Origin of the sequence: Natrinema longum (genome assembly GCF_017352095.1) — an archaeon.
Classification (GTDB): domain Archaea; phylum Halobacteriota; class Halobacteria; order Halobacteriales; family Natrialbaceae; genus Natrinema; species Natrinema longum.
This window is the reverse complement of sequence record NZ_CP071463.1, coordinates 2,475,259-2,494,344: the sequence shown is the minus strand read 5'-3', so window position 1 is coordinate 2,494,344 and position 19,086 is coordinate 2,475,259. Positions and strand designations below refer to the sequence as shown.

The 19,086-nt window shown below is 66.7% G+C and carries 19 protein-coding genes; 9 read left to right on the top strand and 10 right to left on the bottom strand.

Annotated elements, in window-relative coordinates:
- The first annotated feature begins 26 nt into the window (after positions 1 to 26).
- Complete coding sequence (locus J0X27_RS12310; RefSeq protein ID WP_207269475.1) at positions 27 to 461, top strand: cupredoxin domain-containing protein; 435 nt, start codon at positions 27 to 29, stop codon at positions 459 to 461.
- A 110-nt stretch (positions 462 to 571) separates the two neighbouring features.
- Here the strand turns inward: J0X27_RS12310 and J0X27_RS12305 are convergent, their stop codons facing one another.
- A complete protein-coding gene (locus tag J0X27_RS12305) occupies positions 572 to 1,285 on the bottom strand; it encodes an amphi-Trp domain-containing protein (protein WP_207269474.1) in 714 nt (237 codons plus the stop codon).
- Between the two features lie 114 nt (positions 1,286 to 1,399).
- On the opposite strand from J0X27_RS12305, the gene J0X27_RS12300 reads away from it, so the two are divergent.
- Positions 1,400 to 2,206 (top strand): HNH endonuclease, encoded by an 807-nt coding sequence (locus J0X27_RS12300; protein WP_207269473.1) that lies wholly within the window; start codon positions 1,400 to 1,402, stop codon positions 2,204 to 2,206.
- A gap of 41 nt (positions 2,207 to 2,247) precedes the next feature.
- Here J0X27_RS12300 and J0X27_RS12295 read toward each other — a convergent pair whose 3' ends face one another.
- Positions 2,248 to 3,006: an Lrp/AsnC family transcriptional regulator gene (locus J0X27_RS12295; protein ID WP_207269472.1), complete on the bottom strand. Its 759-nt coding sequence runs from the start codon at positions 3,004 to 3,006 to the stop codon at positions 2,248 to 2,250.
- 261 nt (positions 3,007 to 3,267) lie between these two features.
- On the opposite strand from J0X27_RS12295, the gene J0X27_RS12290 reads away from it, so the two are divergent.
- Positions 3,268 to 3,708, top strand: coding sequence for a universal stress protein (locus J0X27_RS12290; RefSeq protein WP_207269471.1), 441 nt, complete (start codon positions 3,268 to 3,270; stop codon positions 3,706 to 3,708).
- Positions 3,701 to 5,998: an amino acid permease gene (locus J0X27_RS12285; protein ID WP_207269470.1), complete on the top strand. Its 2,298-nt coding sequence runs from the start codon at positions 3,701 to 3,703 to the stop codon at positions 5,996 to 5,998. The genes J0X27_RS12290 and J0X27_RS12285 overlap by 8 nt, the downstream gene beginning before the upstream one ends.
- A gap of 24 nt (positions 5,999 to 6,022) precedes the next feature.
- On the opposite strand, the gene J0X27_RS12280 is transcribed toward J0X27_RS12285, so the two are convergent.
- From J0X27_RS12280 to J0X27_RS12265, 4 genes are all read right to left on the bottom strand, one after another.
- Complete coding sequence (locus J0X27_RS12280; RefSeq protein WP_207269469.1) at positions 6,023 to 6,751, bottom strand: guanosine phosphorylase; 729 nt, start codon at positions 6,749 to 6,751, stop codon at positions 6,023 to 6,025.
- Between the two features lie 116 nt (positions 6,752 to 6,867).
- Complete coding sequence (locus J0X27_RS12275; RefSeq protein WP_207269468.1) at positions 6,868 to 7,170, bottom strand: HalOD1 output domain-containing protein; 303 nt, start codon at positions 7,168 to 7,170, stop codon at positions 6,868 to 6,870.
- 146 nt (positions 7,171 to 7,316) lie between these two features.
- On the bottom strand, positions 7,317 to 8,198 hold the full coding sequence (locus tag J0X27_RS12270; RefSeq protein ID WP_207269467.1) for an ATP-dependent ribose-1-phosphate kinase: 882 nt from the start codon (positions 8,196 to 8,198) through the stop codon (positions 7,317 to 7,319).
- Positions 8,199 to 8,340: 142 nt separating this feature from the next.
- The gene (locus J0X27_RS12265) at positions 8,341 to 9,162 is read right to left on the bottom strand and encodes a DUF63 family protein (protein ID WP_207269466.1); all 822 of its coding nucleotides are present in this window, start codon (positions 9,160 to 9,162) and stop codon (positions 8,341 to 8,343) included.
- Positions 9,163 to 9,571: 409 nt separating this feature from the next.
- On the opposite strand from J0X27_RS12265, the gene deoC reads away from it, so the two are divergent.
- Both deoC and J0X27_RS12255 read left to right on the top strand, forming a co-directional pair.
- The gene (gene deoC / locus J0X27_RS12260; RefSeq protein WP_207269465.1) at positions 9,572 to 10,249 is read left to right on the top strand and encodes a deoxyribose-phosphate aldolase; all 678 of its coding nucleotides are present in this window, start codon (positions 9,572 to 9,574) and stop codon (positions 10,247 to 10,249) included.
- Between the two features lie 89 nt (positions 10,250 to 10,338).
- On the top strand, positions 10,339 to 11,766 hold the full coding sequence (locus J0X27_RS12255) for a universal stress protein (protein WP_207269464.1): 1,428 nt from the start codon (positions 10,339 to 10,341) through the stop codon (positions 11,764 to 11,766).
- A 4-nt stretch (positions 11,767 to 11,770) separates the two neighbouring features.
- Here the strand turns inward: J0X27_RS12255 and J0X27_RS12250 are convergent, their stop codons facing one another.
- Positions 11,771 to 12,958, bottom strand: a complete 1,188-nt coding sequence (locus tag J0X27_RS12250; RefSeq protein ID WP_207269463.1) for an NAD-binding protein — start codon at positions 12,956 to 12,958, stop codon at positions 11,771 to 11,773.
- Between the two features lie 164 nt (positions 12,959 to 13,122).
- Here J0X27_RS12250 and J0X27_RS12245 point away from each other — a divergent pair, with 164 nt between their 5' ends.
- From J0X27_RS12245 to J0X27_RS12235, 3 genes are read left to right on the top strand one after another with little or no spacing between them, the layout of a single operon-like run.
- The gene (locus tag J0X27_RS12245; RefSeq protein ID WP_207269462.1) at positions 13,123 to 14,400 is read left to right on the top strand and encodes a DUF8167 domain-containing protein; all 1,278 of its coding nucleotides are present in this window, start codon (positions 13,123 to 13,125) and stop codon (positions 14,398 to 14,400) included.
- 49 nt (positions 14,401 to 14,449) lie between these two features.
- Entirely contained in the window at positions 14,450 to 15,700 is a 1,251-nt protein-coding gene (locus J0X27_RS12240) for a TrkA C-terminal domain-containing protein (RefSeq protein WP_207269461.1), read from the top strand.
- 31 nt (positions 15,701 to 15,731) lie between these two features.
- Positions 15,732 to 16,016, top strand: coding sequence for a ubiquitin-like small modifier protein 1 (locus tag J0X27_RS12235; protein WP_207269460.1), 285 nt, complete (start codon positions 15,732 to 15,734; stop codon positions 16,014 to 16,016).
- Positions 16,017 to 16,057: 41 nt separating this feature from the next.
- Here the strand turns inward: J0X27_RS12235 and J0X27_RS12230 are convergent, their stop codons facing one another.
- From J0X27_RS12230 to gatD, 3 genes are all read right to left on the bottom strand, one after another.
- Complete coding sequence (locus J0X27_RS12230) at positions 16,058 to 17,008, bottom strand: GNAT family N-acetyltransferase (RefSeq protein ID WP_207269459.1); 951 nt, start codon at positions 17,006 to 17,008, stop codon at positions 16,058 to 16,060.
- A 144-nt stretch (positions 17,009 to 17,152) separates the two neighbouring features.
- The gene (locus tag J0X27_RS12225) at positions 17,153 to 17,659 is read right to left on the bottom strand and encodes a hypothetical protein (protein ID WP_207269458.1); all 507 of its coding nucleotides are present in this window, start codon (positions 17,657 to 17,659) and stop codon (positions 17,153 to 17,155) included.
- 117 nt (positions 17,660 to 17,776) lie between these two features.
- A complete protein-coding gene (gene gatD / locus J0X27_RS12220; RefSeq protein ID WP_207269457.1) occupies positions 17,777 to 19,030 on the bottom strand; it encodes a Glu-tRNA(Gln) amidotransferase subunit GatD in 1,254 nt (417 codons plus the stop codon).
- Positions 19,031 to 19,086: the final 56 nt, after the last annotated feature.

Genomic DNA, 19,086 nt, shown 5'->3' with positions numbered 1-19,086 from the left:
TACCATCACTCTTCCAAGAGCCTTCCATGCACCGGCGCGTCTATCTCGCCGCCGTCGGAACCGCAGCCTCGGCCGGTCTGGCCGGCTGTTCGTCCGCGCTCAGCGTTCTCGAGGACGATCCCTGCAGCGGAGACGAGTGCCACATCGGGATGAATCGCACCGAGTTCCTCCCCGAGTCCTACGAGGTGGCCGTCGGCGACACGGTCATCTGGAAGAACACGAGCGAGGCAGACCACACCGTCACGGCCTACGACGGACTGATTCCCGACGAGGCCGAGTACTTCGCGTCGGGGGGCTACGAGAGCCAAGAAGCCGCATACGACGCCTGGGAGGACCGCGGCGGCCGACTGGGATCGCGCCAAACGTTCGAACACACCTTCGAGGTGCCAGGGACCTACGAGTACTTCTGTATTCCCCACGAGGGTGCCGAGATGGTCGGCGAGATCGTCGTCACCGAGTAGCCCCGCGTCGTTCACCCGGCACGAAACGGATCGTTCCACTCGGACGCGCATCGTGATTCTTCGGCGAGTGTGGGGACCGAGAGCGCGTTCGGTGACCGCTGCCGGGGCCGCTACTCGAGGCGCTGAATCGACGCCGCCGGTGCGGTGCGCATCACGCTCCGAGCCGCGCGTTCGGCGTTCGATCGGGACGCGTACCCCTCGCCGCTGTCGGCGACGATGTTGCCGTTCCAGTGGACGAGCCGCCAGCGCCACTGTCCTCCCCTGTCCTCGTAGACCTCGAAGCGGCTGGTTCGACCGGCGTCGCTCGGTTGCTCTTCGCCAGCTGATTCGGTGTCCGTATCGCGCTCCGTCTCGGCGGGGCCGTCCGCCGTCCCGTCCACGTCGATGGCAGCAGCGGACCCGCGGTCGGCGAGTCCCTCGAGTGGCAGCACCGCCATTTCGGGATCGGCCTCCGCGGCGTCGGCCCCCTCGCGTCCCTGGACCGCCTCGTCGTCGCGGTCGGTGAGCCGCACGCTCGAGCCCTCCGGGTCGTCCCACTCGAGTTCCAGTTCCAGTTCACTGACCGACGGTTCGACGGCGGTATCGTGCCCGGCTTCGAACTCGGCGACGACCCGCTGGGGGACCTCGACGGTGGCCGTCCGTTCGTCGCCGCGGACCCGGACCGGGCGGCCGCTCTCGAAGGCGGTCGCGAACTCCCGGAAGACGGCGGCGAGGTCGTCGCGATCGTACCCTCGCTCGAGGCTGAACGCCGCCGTGTCCGATTCCGCCGCTCGATTCCCATCGGATTCCGCCGCCCGCTCCGCGTCGTCCGGTGTGTCGTCCATGCGAGAGTGTATGGGCGGCTGTGAGTTAGTGTTTCGTGCCAGCCGCCCGACCTGCCCCTCGTCTATCGGCGGACTGTCGGAGCGTTTTTGTCGCCACACTGTCTTGCCTCGGCCGTGACTGCACGCGACTGGCGCGCCGACCGAGCCGCCGTATTCGACCGCGACGCATCCACGTGTCGCCACTGCGGAACCGTCGGCGGCGACGACGAACCGGCGACGCTCCGGGTCGTCCCCGTCGGCGACGTTCCACTCGAGGGCGACGTCCACGAGAGTGGGCTCGTCACCGTCTGTGGGGAGTGTTTCACGACCCTCGACGCCGAACCGTCGGCCGAGCCGATCGACAGCGACGAACTGTTTCAACTCGTCCGGGAAACCACCCGGCTCCAGGGGACGACCATCTCGGAGGTGGCCGCCTTCGCGTCCCTGGCGACGTCGTTCCCAGAAACGCTCGAGTCGGCCCTCGAGGAGGACTCCAACACCGACGTCGAGGAATCGGTAGCCGAGTACCGCCGGACCCGCCGCGACCTCTTGCTGGCCATCGACGTCGTCGACGCCCGCCTCGAGCGACTCGCCACGCTCGAGGACGGCGCGGACGCGTCCGACGTTCGGAGCGCACTCGAGGAGTTTTCCGAAACCGCGGCCGCGCTCCAGTCGACCCTCCGTGAGGTCGTCACGCTGTGTGAAACGGTCGCGACCGGCCTCGAGCGCTGTCACGGCTGTTTCGACCCCCTCGAGGGGGAGACCTGTGAGACCTGCGGGCTCGCGGCCCGCGAGACGGAGACCTGGCGGAGCGACGACGGTCCCCTCGCGTTCGACCGGTTGTTCGCGGCGATCAACGATGGCCTCCAGGAGGCGACCGAAACGACCGAGACGCTGACCGATCGGACGACGACGCTGGCGGAACGGCTCACGGCCGGATAACCGGGACGGATCGGGAACCAGCCGGCGAGTGCGTGGCGCTTTCAGGAACTGGCGCTCGCACTCGAGCGGAAGCTCGTGATCGTCTCGTCGGTCACGCCATTACGGGAAAAGACCGTGACGATGTCGTCCGGTCGAATTTCCGTGTCGCCGTGGGGAGTCAGGACGGTATCGTCTCGTTCGATCGCGATGACGAGCGTATCGTCGGGGAAGGTTTCGCGGCGGGCTGCTTCCTGTAGGCACATTCCAGCGATCGGAGCGTCTCGGTCGACCGTTACCTCCGCAACCTCGGCGTCGCCCGAGAGACTGATGAAGTCCGTGAGCATGGCGTCTCTCGTCTCGTCGGCTGGACCGAACGGCGAGTAGGGTTGCGTCGTCTCGTTCTGGACGAGCACCTCGTCCTCGATCTCGATCCCGAGATCCGAGAGCGAGCGGGCGATCCGGCGGAGGTCAGCAGTGTCGTTTCCGACCGCGAGCACGTGCAGGTTCCGGCGGCCGGTCAGCAGCTCTCTGACGTTGATGACGCCGGGGATTATCTGGGCCTGTTTGGCGACCGATTCGCGCTCGGAGACGGGGGCATTACACATGAAGAGGTTCGTTAGATGCCCCTCCGCGCGCTCGAAATCGATGCTCGCGTGATACCCGGTGATCACGCCGTTGTCCTCGAGTTGGTCGATGCGGTTACGGATCGTTCCGGGAGAGACGTTCACTTCCTCCGCGATCGTCGGGGCAGAGATCGTCCGCGCATCGTCCATCAACGCGTGAATGATTCGACGATCGATCTCGTCGAGCCGGGTATCCATACCGAGTCCTACTCCGTCCTCCATCATATGCTCACCCAATTCCAATTAATGTTGTATAGTATACTATTTTGAGTGATCGTCAATATATGCGCCTAAAACTAAGGTATCAATAATATTATCGAGAACTTTATGATCTGCTCGAGATAAAATCCGGACTGATGGCCGAGAACGAGCGTGACCAGCGGACGCCGGTTTCGAACAGGGCGGCGCTGGAACAGGGAACGAACCCGATCGAGATCGACCGGAACGGAGGACGAGTCGATGGCTAGATCCCTCTTCGGGACCGCTCTCGTCCCGATCGCCAACGAGCAAGACGCCGATGAGACGTGTCGGGCTATTTTGCGAGAGATTCACGACGACCGACCGACCGTTCACGTCGTCCACGTAATCGAGAAAGCCGGCGGTGCGCCCGACAAAGCCGGCGTCGAACAGCGACGAGAGCGTGCTGCACGCATCTTCGAACGCGTCGAGACGCAACTGGCCGACGAAGCCGTCTCACTCGAGACCGAGATCCTGTACGGAACCGACGTAGCGGCGGCGATTCTCGAGCACGGGCGACGACTCGACGCGACATCGATCGTCTTCACTCCCCGCGGGGCGAATCGCTGGATGAAGCTGCTTTCCGGTGACGTCGCACAGAAGTTACTCTCGAACACCGATCGGCCGCTGATAGTCCTTCCGCGGGCAGAGAGCCATGAGTGACGACGAACTCGCCAAGGACCTCGGGCTCCTCTCCGCGCTCGCGATCGGAATGGGCACGATGATCGGTGCCGGCATCTTCGTCCTCCCCGGCGCTGCTGCTCAGGAGGCCGGCCCGATCGTCGTTGTCTCGTTCGTCATCGGCGGCTCGATCGCGATGGTCAACGCTCTGGCGGTGAGCGAACTCGGGACGGCGATGCCGAAAGCCGGCGGCGGCTACTACTACGTCAATCGGGGCCTCGGCCCGCTGTTCGGCTCGATATCCGGGATGGGCGACTGGATGGGGCTTGCCTTCGCCTCGGCGTTTTACTGCATCGGCTTCGGGGGCTATCTCACCGACCTGCTGGCCGGGACGGTGCTCGCCTTGCCGACGCTCGAGTTCGGCCTGTTCGCGCTCTCGGACGTTCAACTGGGGGCCCTGCTCGCCGGGCTGTTGTTCGTCGGCGTCAATTACATCGGCGCGAAGGAGACCGGCGGCGTCCAGACGGTGATCGTCACGGTCCTGCTGGGCATTCTCACCGTCTTCGCCGCCACCGGCTTCCTGCACTTCGACTGGGGGACACTGACGACCGACGGGTTCGCGCCGACCGACCGAGGGTACGGCGCGATTCTGCCCGGCACCGCCCTCGTCTTCGTCTCCTTCCTCGGCTACGCGAAGATCGCGACCGTCGCCGAGGAGTTGAAAGATCCCGGTCGGAACCTACCAATCGCCGTCATCGGCAGCGTCGCCGTCGTGACGACGATCTACGCGATCCTCGTCGGCACGATGGTCGGGATCGTCCCCTGGCACTCGCTCGACGACAACGTTCCCGTCTCGCAGGTCGCCGAAATCACGTTCGCCGGTCTCCCCCTCCTCGACGTCGTCGGCGTAACGCTCATCTCGCTGGCGGCGATGCTGGCGACGGCCTCGAGCGCGAACGCCTCGATCCTTTCCTCGGCCCGCATCAACTTCGCGATGGGACGGGACAAGATCGTCACGGATACGCTCAACGAAATCCACCCCAAGTACGCGACCCCATATCGCTCGATCCTGCTGACCGGCGGCGTCATCATCGTGTTCATCGCCGCGCTCGGACAGGATCTCAAGGTCCTGGCCAAGGCCGCGAGCGTGCTCCACCTGATCGTCTACGGTCTGATGAACCTCGCACTGATCGCGTTCCGGCAGGCCGACGTTCCCGAGTACGAGCCGGACTTCCGGGTGCCGTTCTACCCGGTGACGCCGATCCTCGGCGCGGTGTTCTCCTTCGGACTCATCGGCTTCATGGATCCAATCGAGATCGGGTTGGGTCTCGCCTTCGTCGCCGTCGCGGTGCTGTGGTACGCGCTGTACGCCCGCTCGCGGACGCCACGGCAGGGCGTCCTCGGCCAGTACATTCTCGACCGCGCCGAGGAGATGCCCGACGTCGCGGTTTCGGCGGCCAGTGCAGCGAGACCCGACGGGTCGAGCGAGTACCGCGTGCTGGTACCGCTGGCCAACCCCCGTACCGAACGACACCTGATCGAGTTCGCCAGTACGCTCGCCGCCGAACGCGACGGCGTCGTCCACGCAGTTCACATCGTGCAGGTTCCCGACCAGACCCCCCTCGATCGCGGTGCCGAGCACATCGACCGGATCGACGCCGAGTCGGCGAAACTGCTCGAGCGGGCCCGCGAACACGCTGGGGAACACGACGCGGCGATCGAGACGACGACGATCGTCTCCCATCGCTCGTTCGAGGAGGTGTTCGACGCCGCCCGCGAGCACGACGCCGACCAGGTGGTGATGGGGTGGGGCGAGAACCGGCCGTGGACCGCCGGGCGCGCCGAGCAACCGCTCGACGAACTCGGTCACGACCTCCCGTGTGACGTCCTCGTGTTGAAAGACCGCGGCGACGAGTTCAGCCGGATCCTCTTGCCAACCGCCGGCGGCCCGGACTCCGATCTCAGCGCGGAAGTCGCACGGACGCTGCGTTCCGCCACGGGGGCCACGATCGACCTGCTCCACGTCGTCGACGACGAGGGCGAGCGCGAGGCCGGCGAGGCGTTCCTGACGGAGTGGGCGGCCGACCACGACATCGGCGACGCCGTGCTGACGATCGACACCTCTGGTGACGTCGAGGGTGCGATCGCTCGAGAAGCCACCGACGAAACGCTCGTGATCATCGGTGCGACCGAACGCGGCTTGCTCTCCAGACTCGTCCGCGGCTCGCTCGTCTTCGACATCGTCGACGACCTCGAGTGTTCCGTTGTGCTCGCCGAGCGCCCGACCGAACGGTCGCTGCGCGAACGACTGTTCGGGCGCTCCGAGGAGTGAAAACTGGCGTTCGGTTCGGAGCCGTCAGAGTTCGGTCGCGGCCTCGAGCGAGAGATCGATCGCGCGGCCGACGTTGTTCTTCGCTTTCTCGGGGAGTTCGTCGTCTTCCGTGTCGGTACCCTTCTGCGTGCCTTCGACGAGGTTGCCGTCGACGGTACAGATCGCGCCGGCGCGCAACCCCTTGCGCCGGGCCAGCGAGAAGACCGCGGCGGCTTCCATCTCGACCGACAGCATACCGGCGGCTTCCCAGTCGTCGACGGCGTCGTCAGTCTCGGCGTAGTAAGCGTCGTCGGACGCGATCGGCCCGACGTGGACGTCTTCGTCGTTCGCTTCGGCGGCGTCGACGAGCGCCGACAACACGTCGTAGTCCGGCACCGCGGGGTACTCGGCGGCTTCGTAGCGCTTGCTCGTCCCCTCGTTTTTCGCCGCGCCGGTCGCGACGATCATGTCGCCGATCTCGATCTCCGACTGGAGTGCCCCGGTCGTTCCGACGCGAACGAACGTCTCGACGCCGACGGCGGCCAGTTCTTCGATCGCGATCGCCGCGGAGGGACAGCCGATCCCCGTCGAACAGATGGTCAGCTCTCGGCCCCCGTAGGTGGCGTTGACGACCTTGTATTCGCGGTTCTGTGCGATCGTCGTCGACTCGTCGCAGTGGTCGGCGATGCGATCGACCCGTCCCGGATCGCCCGGAATGAGCGCGATATCCGTCAGATCGCCGTCGTCGACCAGCAGGTGTGGTTGGGTCGCCATACCGTCGCGTTCCGCGGGCGGCGAGAAAAAAGGTTCGAGGAAGCGCTACGAGGCGACCGATCCTCGATACCACCCGACCGCCGCGTCCGACCGGCGGTCGACGGCCCGATCGTCGGTCACTGGACCGGACACACCTCGACGCGATCGGGTCGGACCGTGACCGTCGCGTCGTCGATCTCGAACTCGACGATCCCCGTCGATCTGGACCGACCGCGGTTCGTCTCGGCGAAGAGGCTGTCGAGTGCATCGGGGTCGATGTAGTCGTACAACTGCGTACTGGCCGCAGTAACGTCGTCGCCGTAATACTGAGCCAGTGCGGTTGCAGCGGCGATACTCGGCGATTCGTCCGATCGTCGCTCGTATCGGACGGGCCGTCCGTGGCCACATCCGTGGGAGTGAGTTACCCTTCCTTCCGTCATGTCTCTCAGTCACGGGATCGTGACTGTTCACTCGAGTGGCCAACGGCCCCGCCAATATAACTACCGTCAGACAGCACCCGGTGAGAACCACACGACAGCGATGGTTTCCGGAAGTCACGTGGAGTACAAGAAGGGTGCGGTCGGGATCAATCCGTGAAAACGCGCTCGACCGCCGTGGCCGTCAGCCTGCTCCGCGCACCGGCACGGCTCGCGGTCAGCGCACCACAGGCGTTCCCGTACGCGAGTGCACGGTCGATATCCCCGTCCTCGAGCCACGTCGCGAGAAACCCCGCGGCGAAGGCGTCGCCCGCACCGGCCGTATCGACCGGCTCGACGTCGAATCCCGCGTGGACGACGGCACCGTCCGGCGTGTACGCTTCCGCGCCATCGGCACCGCACGTGACGACGACGACCCGGTCGTCGACGCCCCCGCCTATCGGATCGGTCTCCAGGAGCGCCGTGGCTTCCCGATCGGTCACGAAGACGACGTCGGCGAGTGCGAGCGCGTCGCCGTAGTCTCGGTCCCCGAGCCGGCGGCCGGGATCGAAACTGACGGTGATTCCGGCCTCGCTCGCGACCTGGGCGATCGCAGCGGCGGTGTCGGGGCGTTGCCCCGTGAGGTGGACGTGGTCGGCCGCTCGAATCCGAGCCGGCTCGAGGTCCCCAGGGGTGACGGCTTCGTTGACGCCGTCGTTGCCGAGCACCGCGACCGACCCCGTCTCGTCGACGAGCAGGTACTTGACTACCGTTTCGGCTCCCTCGACCACGCGGAGCCCCCCGAGGGAGACCCCCGCACCCTCGAGTTCTCGGCGGGCGAGCAGGCCGTTGTCGTCGTCACCGACGCTGCCGATCAGCCCGGTCTCGACCTCGAGGCCGGCGAGTGCGGCGGCGACGTTGGCGGCGCTGCCACCCCCGGACCCGCGTTGTGAGCGGATCGACGCTTCGCCGTCGGGTTCCGGGAGCCGATCGACGCGAAGGGTCACGTCCCAGTTGACGTGGCCGGCAGTAAGTACCGTGACCTGATTCATCGGCTACGAGTTCGGGGACGGCCCCGGCGGGCAAAAATGTGGGTGGACTCCCGGTCAGCCGGAGTCAGTCGTGCCCGGCCACGCCACTCCCGGGAACGGGCGGTGCCAGCGCTCGATCACGCCGTGATCCGGACGGACCGCATCAGGCCACAGTGAACAACAGGACGTTGTGAACGGCCGGCCCGAGCCCGACAGCGGCGACGAGCGCGAGTATCGTTCGGGCCTGCCGTGGCTGTTCGTCGACGTACTCCCGGAACAGCCCGAGGATGACCACTGCGAGGACGACCTTGACGAAGACGAACAGCCAGCCGGCCCCGACGTATTCGGCAGTCGGCAGGGCCGCGCCGGCCTCGAGGAGCAACAGCGAGACCGGAACGGTCTCGCCGGCCGCGAGGACGTCGTAGCCGACCGCGGTCGTGACCCCATCGAGGGTATGCCCGAAGACGACGAGCGCGCCCGTCGCGCTCGTGGTCGCGGCGATATCGGTAAACCAGAGGCTCACTGCGACCCAGGTGATCGCGGTGACGATACCGGCGACGACGACGGAGATAACCGGCCAGAACGGCTCGAAGGTCCCGCTTTCGAAGCTGCGAATCAGTGCGAGCATCGCGAAGACCGAGAAAAACGCCGTTCCGGCGATGCCGACGAACCGGTGGGTCGTTCGCTGGAGTCCGCCGACGTGGAGGAACACGGCGACGATCCAGACGAGTCCGGCGAGGACCGCCGTGACGGCGTAGACCATCGGTGCGGTAAACAGTGGCTCGATACTCGCCGGGAACGCGGCCATCTTGTAGAGGACGTGCAGCGTCGCGCCGAACATCATCCACGGTGCGAACGCGATAACCGTCCGGTCGGTCACCGGCGGCTCGAGCGTCCACAGCAGCGAGATGACACCGGCGAGAACCACGATGACCGGAACCAGGAGGTACCACGGCGGGACGACGAACCCCTCGGGTAATACCATAGCTGATATGGGACACACCAGGAACTAACACTTTCCGGTTATTGTCCGATTATTTTACTGATACCTCTTGCTACGAGAAGGAGGGAGGGCGACGCGTTCGATCGAGAATTAGCCGCGCCAGTTCGAACGAATCCGGTGATCGATCCACCGCATACGCCTCGAGCAACTATCACGTAACGGCCGATAGTATCGAACTGCTGTCACGATATCGTTCGATGGGAACGTCCTCCGCCCGGTAACGACCGCCCCGATGGCGTTCGCCGACACCCGGGCCCTCGAGACGCGTGTCGGCTCCTCCTCCGGGCGAGAAGAACCGATTCGGGATCCACCTCGCTGAAAGGCCACGATCGCGTGACTCGGATATCCGCGACCGGTCGGCTTTTTGCGTGTCCAGTGAGTCCGCTCGTATATGGATCGCAGCGAACTCGCTCCCCGGATCGACCACACCGTTCTGGGCCCCGAGACGACCCCCGCCGACGTTCGGAGCGCCCTTGAGGAAGCAACGAACTACGGCATGAACGCCTGTATCCCTCCGTACGCAGTCGAACTCGCGACCGAGTACGCCCCCGACGTGACCCTGGCGACGGTGATCGGCTTCCCGCACGGCCAGCACGCTCCCGGGGTGAAACGCAGGGAGGGGGTCACGGCCTGGCAAGCGGGCGCGGACGAACTCGACGTGGTCATCAACGTGGGCCGGCTGAAAGCGGGCGATACCGCCGCGGTCAGGGAGGAACTCGCGGAACTGGTCGCCGCGGTCCCGATCCCGGTCAAGGTGATCGTCGAAACCGCGCTCCTGACCGACGCCGAGAAACGACGGGCCTGCGAGGCCGCCCAGGCCGCCGACGCGGCGATGGTCAAGACCTCGACCGGCTTCGCCAGCGTTCCATCGGAAGCCCAACGTGCGAACGGCGAAGCCGCGAGCGCCGGCGCGACCGTCGCGGACGTCGCACTCATGGCCGAGTACCTCCCCGTCAAGGCCAGCGGCGGCATCGGGAGCTACGACGACGCCATGGCCATGCTCGAGGCCGGTGCCGACCGGATCGGTGCCTCGAGCGGCGTGGCGATCCTCGAGGGTGCACCGGAATAACGGCGGGAGCGATCGGACCGCCGACCGACACGGCACGCGGCCCGACCCAAGCCAAAGGGTTTTGATCGCGCCGGGGGCAACGAACGGCTATGCTCGAGGGAGCGCGAGCGTGGCTTCGCGGGGTCGCGAGACGGCTCCGACGGCTCGAGCGACGGGAACTCGATTCCTTCCGTCGGTGGCTCGAGCACACCGGAAACCTCCTCCACCTCTCGGTGCTCGTCTTCGTCCCGCTGTTGATCGCGGCGGTGACCTGGCTGGCGAACGCGAGCGCCGCGATCTCGTTTCTGGTGTTCCCGCCGCTCGCATCCGGAACGTACACGCTCTTTTCCGATCCCGAGGGAAAGTATTCGACGCCCTGGAAGTTCGTCGGCGGGATGACGGCCGGAGCGTGCTGTGGCTGGCTCGCGCTGGCGCTGTCGGCCGCCGCCGGTCTCGACGGCGGCGGCGTCAGCGCAGCCGGTGCCGCCGTCGGGGTCTTCTTCACCGGTGGCTGTACCTGGGCGCTCGACCTCGAGGAGCCGACGGCGTTTTCGACCGCGCTGCTCGTGCTCGTGACCGGGAACGCGCAGGTAGCCTACGTCCTCGGGATCGTCGTCTCGAGTGCGTTCGTCGCGGCCGCTTTCGTCGTCTGGCGGGATCGCTTCTACGAACAGCGTGCCCGCTATCTCTACGGGACGATGGGCGGGGACGATCACGTCCTCGTCCCGATGGACGACGGCGACGAGACCGTCGCTCGCTTCGCCGCATCGATCGCCGGCGCACACGACGCTGGAAAGGTCGTTCTCCTGGATATCGTCGACGAGACCGACGCCGAGCAGCGGCGTCCCGACGCCCACGAGGACGAGCGACGAGGCGAAACGGATCCAGCCGAACAGGCGGCCACCGACGCCGCTCGTCACCTCGAGTCGCTCGCGGCCGATCTCGAGACTGCATACGACGTTCCCTGTGAGGTCGTCATCGCGGGTGACCACGGACGCTCGGCCGGACTCGTCCTCCGGACCGCGCGAGAACTGCGCTGTGATCTCATCGTCACACCGTACGCCGAACGCGAGAGCGGCGGTCTCTCGACGTTCATCAACGGGTTATTCGACAGCGAGATCGACGTGATCGCCTTCCGGTCGAACGGCACTCGCCGGCGACGATGGCGGAACAGCCTCGTCGCAGTCCGGGGTGCCGGCGACACTGCCCGCGCGATGCTCGACTTCGCGATCCGGGTGACCGACACCGGCCGGACGGTCAGCGTCTGTACCTGTATCGACAGCGAATCGCGCCGCCGCACGGCCGAGAGTACGCTTGCGGACCTCGTCGATGCGTTCCCTGGCCGCTTCGAGACCCACGTCGCCACCGCGTCGGTCGAATCCTACCTCTCGCGGACCGCACCACGGTACGACGTCTGTTTCGTCGGCTCGAGTACGGACCGGTCGGCCGCCTCCCGATTCGTCTCCCCGCCGACGTTCCGGAAACTCAGCGATCTCGAGGCCGACGTCGCGATCGTCCATCGGGGTCGGCATCGATAGCCTGCTACTCCCGTTCGAGGATCCGATCGATCAGATCGCTCTCGTCGCTGCCCAGCGCCGAGCGAACCAGCAGATGGCCACCGAGCTGTGCGGGACTGATAACCGAGTTCGCGCCGGCGCGCTCGAGTTTCCTGGTGTTCTCCCGGTCGGTCGCACCCGCGACGATGCGAGTGGTCGGCGCGAGCTGGCGAGCAGTGAGGATGGTAAGGGCGTCCTGTGCGTCGTGGTTCGTCGCGACGAGGATCGCGGCCGCACGATCGATCTTCGCGCGGCGAAGCGGCTCCTCGTCGCTGGGATCGCCGGCGACGACCGAGATGCCGCGTTCGGTGAGCTCCGTCGTGGCTTCGCGATCGCTGGTGACGACGACGAACTCCCGGCCGTTGTCCGCGAGTTCGTCGACGATCGGTTCCGTCAGTTCGCCGTAGCCGAGCACGAGGATGTGCTCGTCCAAGAGTTGGAGCTGTGATTCAGTCATTTTTCCGAGTGTTTTCGAGATGCGGTCCTGGATTACCGGTCCGACGAGCGCCCCGATCGCGATACCGAAACTGGCGACGCCCAGGATGAGCACGGACATCGTAAACAACATCCCCTGGACCGACTCCGCGTTCGGCGTCACGTCGCCGTATCCCACCGTACTCGAGGTAATCAGCGTGAAGTAGAAGGCGTCGAGGATGTTGTTGATCCCGTCGAAGTGCTCCCTGAGGGCGTAGCCGCCGATGGTCCCGTAGAGTTGCACGCCGACGAGTGCGGAGCCGGCCGCGATCTGCGTCGTCGTAAGCGAGAGGGGTTTGTCGAATCGCTTGCGCGTAAGCAGGAGGAGCGGAATCGCGAGCAGTGAGACGACGACCAGCGGGACCGAGTACTGGCTGGTCTGGAGCAGTCCCTGCGCTGCGGTCAGGGGCAAGAGAAAGAGCGTTGCCCACCAGCCGGCTCTGAGTCCGCGCCGGAGTGCGAGCGCACTGCCGACCATCAGGAATCCGGTGAGTGCGCCGGTGAAGCCGGCAGCGTCCTGGACGGCCTCGGGGATGTACTCCGCAAGTGGCCCGTAGACGGTCTCGGTCCCGATATTGATGACCGCAGTGGCGACCGAAAGCAAGGCAACGAGCAGAACGAGGACGATGGCGATCCGCGTCGTGAACACCCGCTGCCAGTTCTCCGGCAATCGCGCTCGAAGCGACGGGTCCTCGACCATACACACCGCTGGGCGGTGGTGTTAGTTAAACGTCTCCGTCTGTACCGATCCGGACCGAGCGAACCGTCGCGTCGGCTCTCGATCGACGTGAGACCGACGATTGCTGCCGCCGGAACGGTGGGCGTGTCGGTGCAAATTTAACGATTCCCTCCCACTGACCCACAATGCAATCGCTTCCGGTCGACTTGCTGATCGAGGTGCTTCTCGGCCTCTATCTCGGTTTGCTAACCGGGATCGTCCCGGCGTTCGTGGCCGGCTCGCTGGGATTTCTCGTGCGGTATTTCACCGGCGTCACGCTGCCCGGGTTCGGTGTCGTCGTCCTCGCGCTGTCGATTGCCAGCGTCCAGGGCGGATTGCTCGGCCTCGTCGAACCCACGATCGCCCAGTCGCCGCGGCTGCTGGTCGCCGTCCTGGTCGTCCTCATGCTCGCGCTCTATGCCCACAACCAGGGCGACAAACTCGGGGCCGAACTCCCCCGCCGACTCTCCTTTACCCGCCTCCGACAGCGAACCCTCTCCGCCGACGTCGTCGAACTCGTCGGGTCGGTCGGTCAGGTCACCGTCCGCCCGACCGGCGAAATCCGGAACATGGAGGGCTACCCCCCGCTCTCGGCCACCCTCCGACAGACCCTCAAGAGCGGCTCCTGGCGGCTCCCCGCCGATCTCCCGCTCTCGGAACTCGAGTCCCGCCTCGAGGAGCGACTGCGAACGGACCACGACCTCGCCGACGTCGACGTCGCGATCGACGAACAGGGGCGGGCGACGATCACGGCCGCACCGCCCTCCGGCAGCCTCTCGAGGCGGGTCGCGGCGGGCCAGCGGGCGGTCTCGATCGCCACGCTCGTCCCGACCGGCCTCGGTCGCGGCGACGAGGTTACCGTTCGCACCGGCGAGCGCTCGATCGCCGGGACGGTGGTGAGTGCGCGGACCGATATCGACGACGAACACGCTCGGGCTCCCGTTCCCGACGATCCGCCAGCGGAGTTGGCCACCGATGGCGGTGCCGACGTCGAATCCGAGATCCACACGGCGAAACCGACCGCAGCGACGGCCGGCGGCCCGGGGCGAGTCACGGTCTCCGTCGCCCGGCGGGACGTGAAAGCCGTCCTCGAGGCCGACTCGCCGCGACTCGTCGTACGCTCTCGTGGCACGAGCCGCGAGTTCGAAGCGTTCGCGCTGGTCAAACGCGAGGGATACGCCGTTCGCCGGATTACCGTCGGAACGAGCGACGCAGCCGACGAGAGCGCCGACCTCGAGGATCCCCCATCGACGGGGACCGTGAGCGTCCTCGCGGTGCGACGGCAGGGCAGCGAAACGGGCGGCCGAAGTAACGGCTGGGTGTTCGGACCCGGCATCGAACGACGACTCGAGCCCGACGACGAGGCGTTCCTCGCGGGGCCGGACGACGCGATCGAGGCGTTTGCGGAGGCGATCGCGCGATGAACTGCGCCGTCGGCGCTTGGCTTCGTCCCGATCGTGGGGGTGAACGATCGTGATCAACCCCGTCGTGGCACAGCTGGTTTCGACCGAGACGCTGGTCGAAGCGATCGTTCGAATCCTCGGCTTTGCCCTGCTCGCCGCCGGCGTGGGAGCCAGCGTGGCGTTCGTCTACCGGTGGTACAGCGCCGACGAGATCCCCGAGGGCATCGCGGTCCTGTGTGGCGTCGCGCTCGTCGCGATCTGGTTGAACACCCAGACTGCGTTGTCTCAGGCGATTATCGGTAACACGGGGCTGACCGAACCGGCCACCGCCATCTACACCGTCGCCGCGTTCGTCGCCAGCGCGATCGCCGCCGACGCGGGTCGACGGCTGGGCGATTACCTCGCGCTGGACGTGTTCATGGTCGCGACCCCACGGACGCTCACCGAGGTCACGCAGCTGGTTCGGGCAGCCGGTCGCGTCGTCACCGTCGAACTGCCCGATGAAATCGGCGACATCGACGGCTACGACACCGTCGACGAATCGGTGAAAGCGGAGCTCGTGGGCGAGACGTTCCTCTTCCCCCGGCGACTCTCGGTCGAGGAGTTACGCGAGCGATTGATCGCCCGCCTCGAGCGCGATTTCGGGATCGGACACGTCGACGTCGACCTCGCGGCGGACGGAACGGTCGAGTATCTCGCGGTCGGGAGCCGACCGGCGGGGATCGGTCCGACGCTCGCACCGGGGACCGTCGCCGTCGCGCTAGCGGGCGATCCCGCGGCCGACGCCAGCCCGGGCGATGCGGTCCGAATCTGGGCTCGCGACGCCCCCGACGGAACCGCTCGACGGATCGCCGGCGGCGAACTGCGCGCGACAGCCGCCGACACCGTGACGGTCGCCATCGACGCCGAGGACGCCCGCGACCTCGAGCCGGAGCGGACGTACCGGCTCGTGACGCTGCCGGGGAGTCCCGACGCCGAACGGGAACTCGTCTCCCTGCTCCGGGCGGCCGACGAGACGGTCACGACCGTCTCGATCGAGGCCGACGATTCGCTCGTCGGGATATCGATCGACTCGCTGCCGGTTTTGGTACTGGCCCTCGAGCGCGAGACGGAGGGCGGTACTGGCGACGAACACCTGCCGTTGCCGGCGGGCGACGTTCGACTCGCTGCCGGCGACACCGCCTACGTCCTCGGTCGGCCGGAGGCCCTCCGGCGGGTGACGGAGCGAACGCTGGTCGGACCGACGGAACGAAGCGGGGATTCGGACCGCGACGCGGAGCCCGCGTCAATGCGGGAGCGCGAACGGACACGGGAGCGGTAGCTACTTGCCGTCGGCACCGATAGCGCCACGTATGCCTACGGAGTGGAAGCTGTTCGCCGACCTCGCCGAACGCGCCGGTGACAAACACGTGACCGTCGACGCCACGGCCGGCGACACCGTCGGGGACGCCTTCGAATCGCTGCTCGCGGCGGCCCCCGAACTCGAGGGGCGCGTGCTCGACGACGACGGCGACCTGCGATCGCAGATCAACGTGCTTCGCAACGGAACCAACGTCCTGGTCGAAGAGGAGGGGCTCGAAACGGAACTCGAGGAGGGCGACGAACTGGCGCTGTTCCCGCCGGTCAGTGGCGGCTGAGGTCGCTCCCATCCCGAGATCGATCGTGAGACCGTCCGCGGTCACTCGCCCGTGAGGTCGATCCCGAGCACGAAATCCGGCTCCTCGGAGAGATCCGCGTTCGCGTAGGGGGAGTCGGTCACGTACCGGGTCGTTTCGGGGATTAGTACACGCGTCTCGTCGGCCCCGCAGTCGGCCGCGTCGCGGTCGATCGCGGCGAACAACGACCGCGCGGCGTCGACGTCGTCCCACGCCGCGACGCCGTATTCGGCCCACGTCTCCGTCGTCGCGGCTCCGGTCGCGGCGTCCGCGTCCGCCTCGAGTTCTCGGTCGTACGTTCGCGATCGGTAGGCCGTGCCGGCGAGTCCGTCGCCGTCCTCGACCGCGAAGACGGCCGTCTCGTCGGCCAATCGGTCGAAATCGTCCCGCGTGAGTTCCCGGACGGCCCACGATTCCTCCGGCGCGAGTCCGAGCCCGGTGAGATGTTCGCGGGCGTCGCTGTGGGTCCAGTACCGCCAGGCCGCCGTCGGATCGCTCGAGACCCGATGTGGCCCCTCGGCGTCCGAATCCGGCTCCGGGTGGGCGAAGCGGAACTCGGTGATCGGTTCGTAGCCGCTGGCTCGCGCTGCGCCCAGCGACGCCGCGTTCCACGAGAAGATCATCACGCGGCCGATCGTCGCTCCCTGCTCGCGGGCCCACTCGAAGATCGCCTCGTTCAGGCGGTGGCTCACGCCCTGCCGACGGTAGTCGGCCGCGACGCGCATCCCCTGAAACCAGGCTTCGTCGGGCGACAGCATGACTCCCTGGACGAGCCCCGCGACCTCGCCGTCGACTTCCGCGAGGAGGGTCTTTTTTCCCTGGCCGGGCTCGTCCTCGAGCCAGTCGTGGTAGATCCGCGGGATGTAGTCGCCGCCGTGCTCGGGCCAGAGGTCGCTGGTGAATCCGACGACGGCGTCGTAATCGTCGTGAGTTGCGCGGCGGATCTCGATGGAGGGGTCGGCATCAGATGACATCGTCTGGCAAACAGTGAGGACTCACGTGGTCACGTGGGAAAGACCTTCGCAGAATCGACTCGGGCCGTCCAATACGGTGGCGCACGCTAAGCCGTGCCGAGTGGTGTGAGGGCGTTAGGAGTGGGTACCACTCCCGCCGGTCTGTCAGCGCCGGGCAGCGTCAACGATGCCGGCAGTCTGTCCGACAGCGACCATGACGAAAGCCAGAATCGCGAGCAACCCCCGGTCGTCGACGAGAGATCCTACGAAGAGGACAGCTCCGAGAATCGAGAGCACAGCGCCCCCGCCGTAGACGAACGCCGCATCCGGGAGTTTCCGGGCGGTGTACGCGAGTCCCGCCGCGGGGAGGACCATCCAGCCAACCAGACTCGTCGCAAGCAACGGTTCCGCGACCGACGGAAGAAAGAACCCGGCGATACCGGCGACCGTAATACCGAGACCGGCGACGAGGACGAGTCGCCAGGCTCGCAACGCACCCCGATTCATCTCGTTCCACCCCGTGATCGCAAAGAAAGCGATGAACCCAGCCATCACGAAATGGGCGACGAGGATACCGTCGTCGCTCAGGTAGCCAGCGTCTGCGGCTCCCGCAGCGATCCAGGCTGCCGGAATCAACACGACCGGGCCGAACTCCCGTACCTCTTCGAGCACGTCCACGAGTACGCAGGGCGATATGAATAGTGTCCCGGCGTCTCTTATACGGTCTCCTGTCCGTCAGTGCCGATGGGACCGGGACCGCCCACCGGGAAATCGGTACACCGAACCGTATTACTCCCAGGGTACCGATCGCTCCTGAATCTCGCCAGCCAGCGAGGTCCCCATCGCCTCTTCGACGTCCTCGGCGTTCTCGAGGGCCCACATCAACTTCACTTTCGCCGTCCCCGGCAGCGTATCGCCGGCCTCGACGACCCCCGCCTCGAGCAGGTCCCGACCGGTGTCGTAGACCCGATCGCAGACTCGGCCCTCGAGACATTGGCTGGTCATAGCGACGGTCGTTCCGTCCTCGATGAGCTCCTCGATGCGGGGGATCAGATCGGTGTGGACGTGGCCGAGGCCCGTGCCTTCGATGACGACTCCCTCACACCCCTCGAGGACGTCGAGGAACTGGGGATCCATCCCGGGCGTGAACTTCAGGAGTTCGACGTCGTCCTCGAGGGCGGGTTCGATGGCGAGGTCGACCGCGCCACGCTCCTGGTACTCCCGGCGGAACTCGACGGTTTCGCTCTCGTAGTCGACTTCTCCCAGCGGTTCCGCCCCGACGGTTTCGAACGCATCGCGGCGCGAGGTGTGGTTCTTCCGGACGCGCGTCCCGCGGTGGAGCGCACAGCGGTCGTCGGATTCGGAGGCGTGCATACAGACCATGACCTCCGCACAGTCGCTCTTTGCGGCCTCGACGGCCGAAACGGCGTTCATCACGTTGTCCGAGGACGGCCGATCCGCGGAGCGCTGGGAGCCGGTGAAGACGATCGGGACCGGCGTCTCGAGCATAAAGGAGAGCACCGAGGCGGAGTACTGCATCGTGTCGGTGCCGTGCATGACGACGACGCCGTCGGCACCGGCCGCGATCTCCTCGTGGACCGCGTGGGCGAGGTCCTGCCAGATGGGCGGCTCCATGTTCTCCGAGAGGATGTTGGCGACGACGCGACCGCGGTAGTTCGCGCGGCCCGCGAGGTCCGGAACGGCGCGCAGGACGTCCTCGGCGTCGAACTGGGCCGTCACCGCGCCGGTGCGGTAGTCGACCGTCGACGCGATCGTGCCGCCGGTCGAGATCAACGAGATCGTCGGCAGGTCGTCGTCGAACTCGATCGCCGAGCCCGTTTCCTCAGTTCCCGTCGAATCGGTGCCGTCGATCTCGTAGACGTCCTCCGCGAGGACCGACACGTCGGCTCCCTCCCGGTCGACGCCGACGTTGTAGCCGCCCTCGAGTTTCACGACGAGGTGGTCGTCCGTGCTCGAGGGGAGCAACACGCCTTCGTACGTGCGGTCCGCGCGATCGACGCGGACGCGGTCGCCTGGGTTCATGGGTGGCCGTTGCGCGGCGGCGGACTTGAAGGCACGCTTTCGGCCCGGTCCGTCGG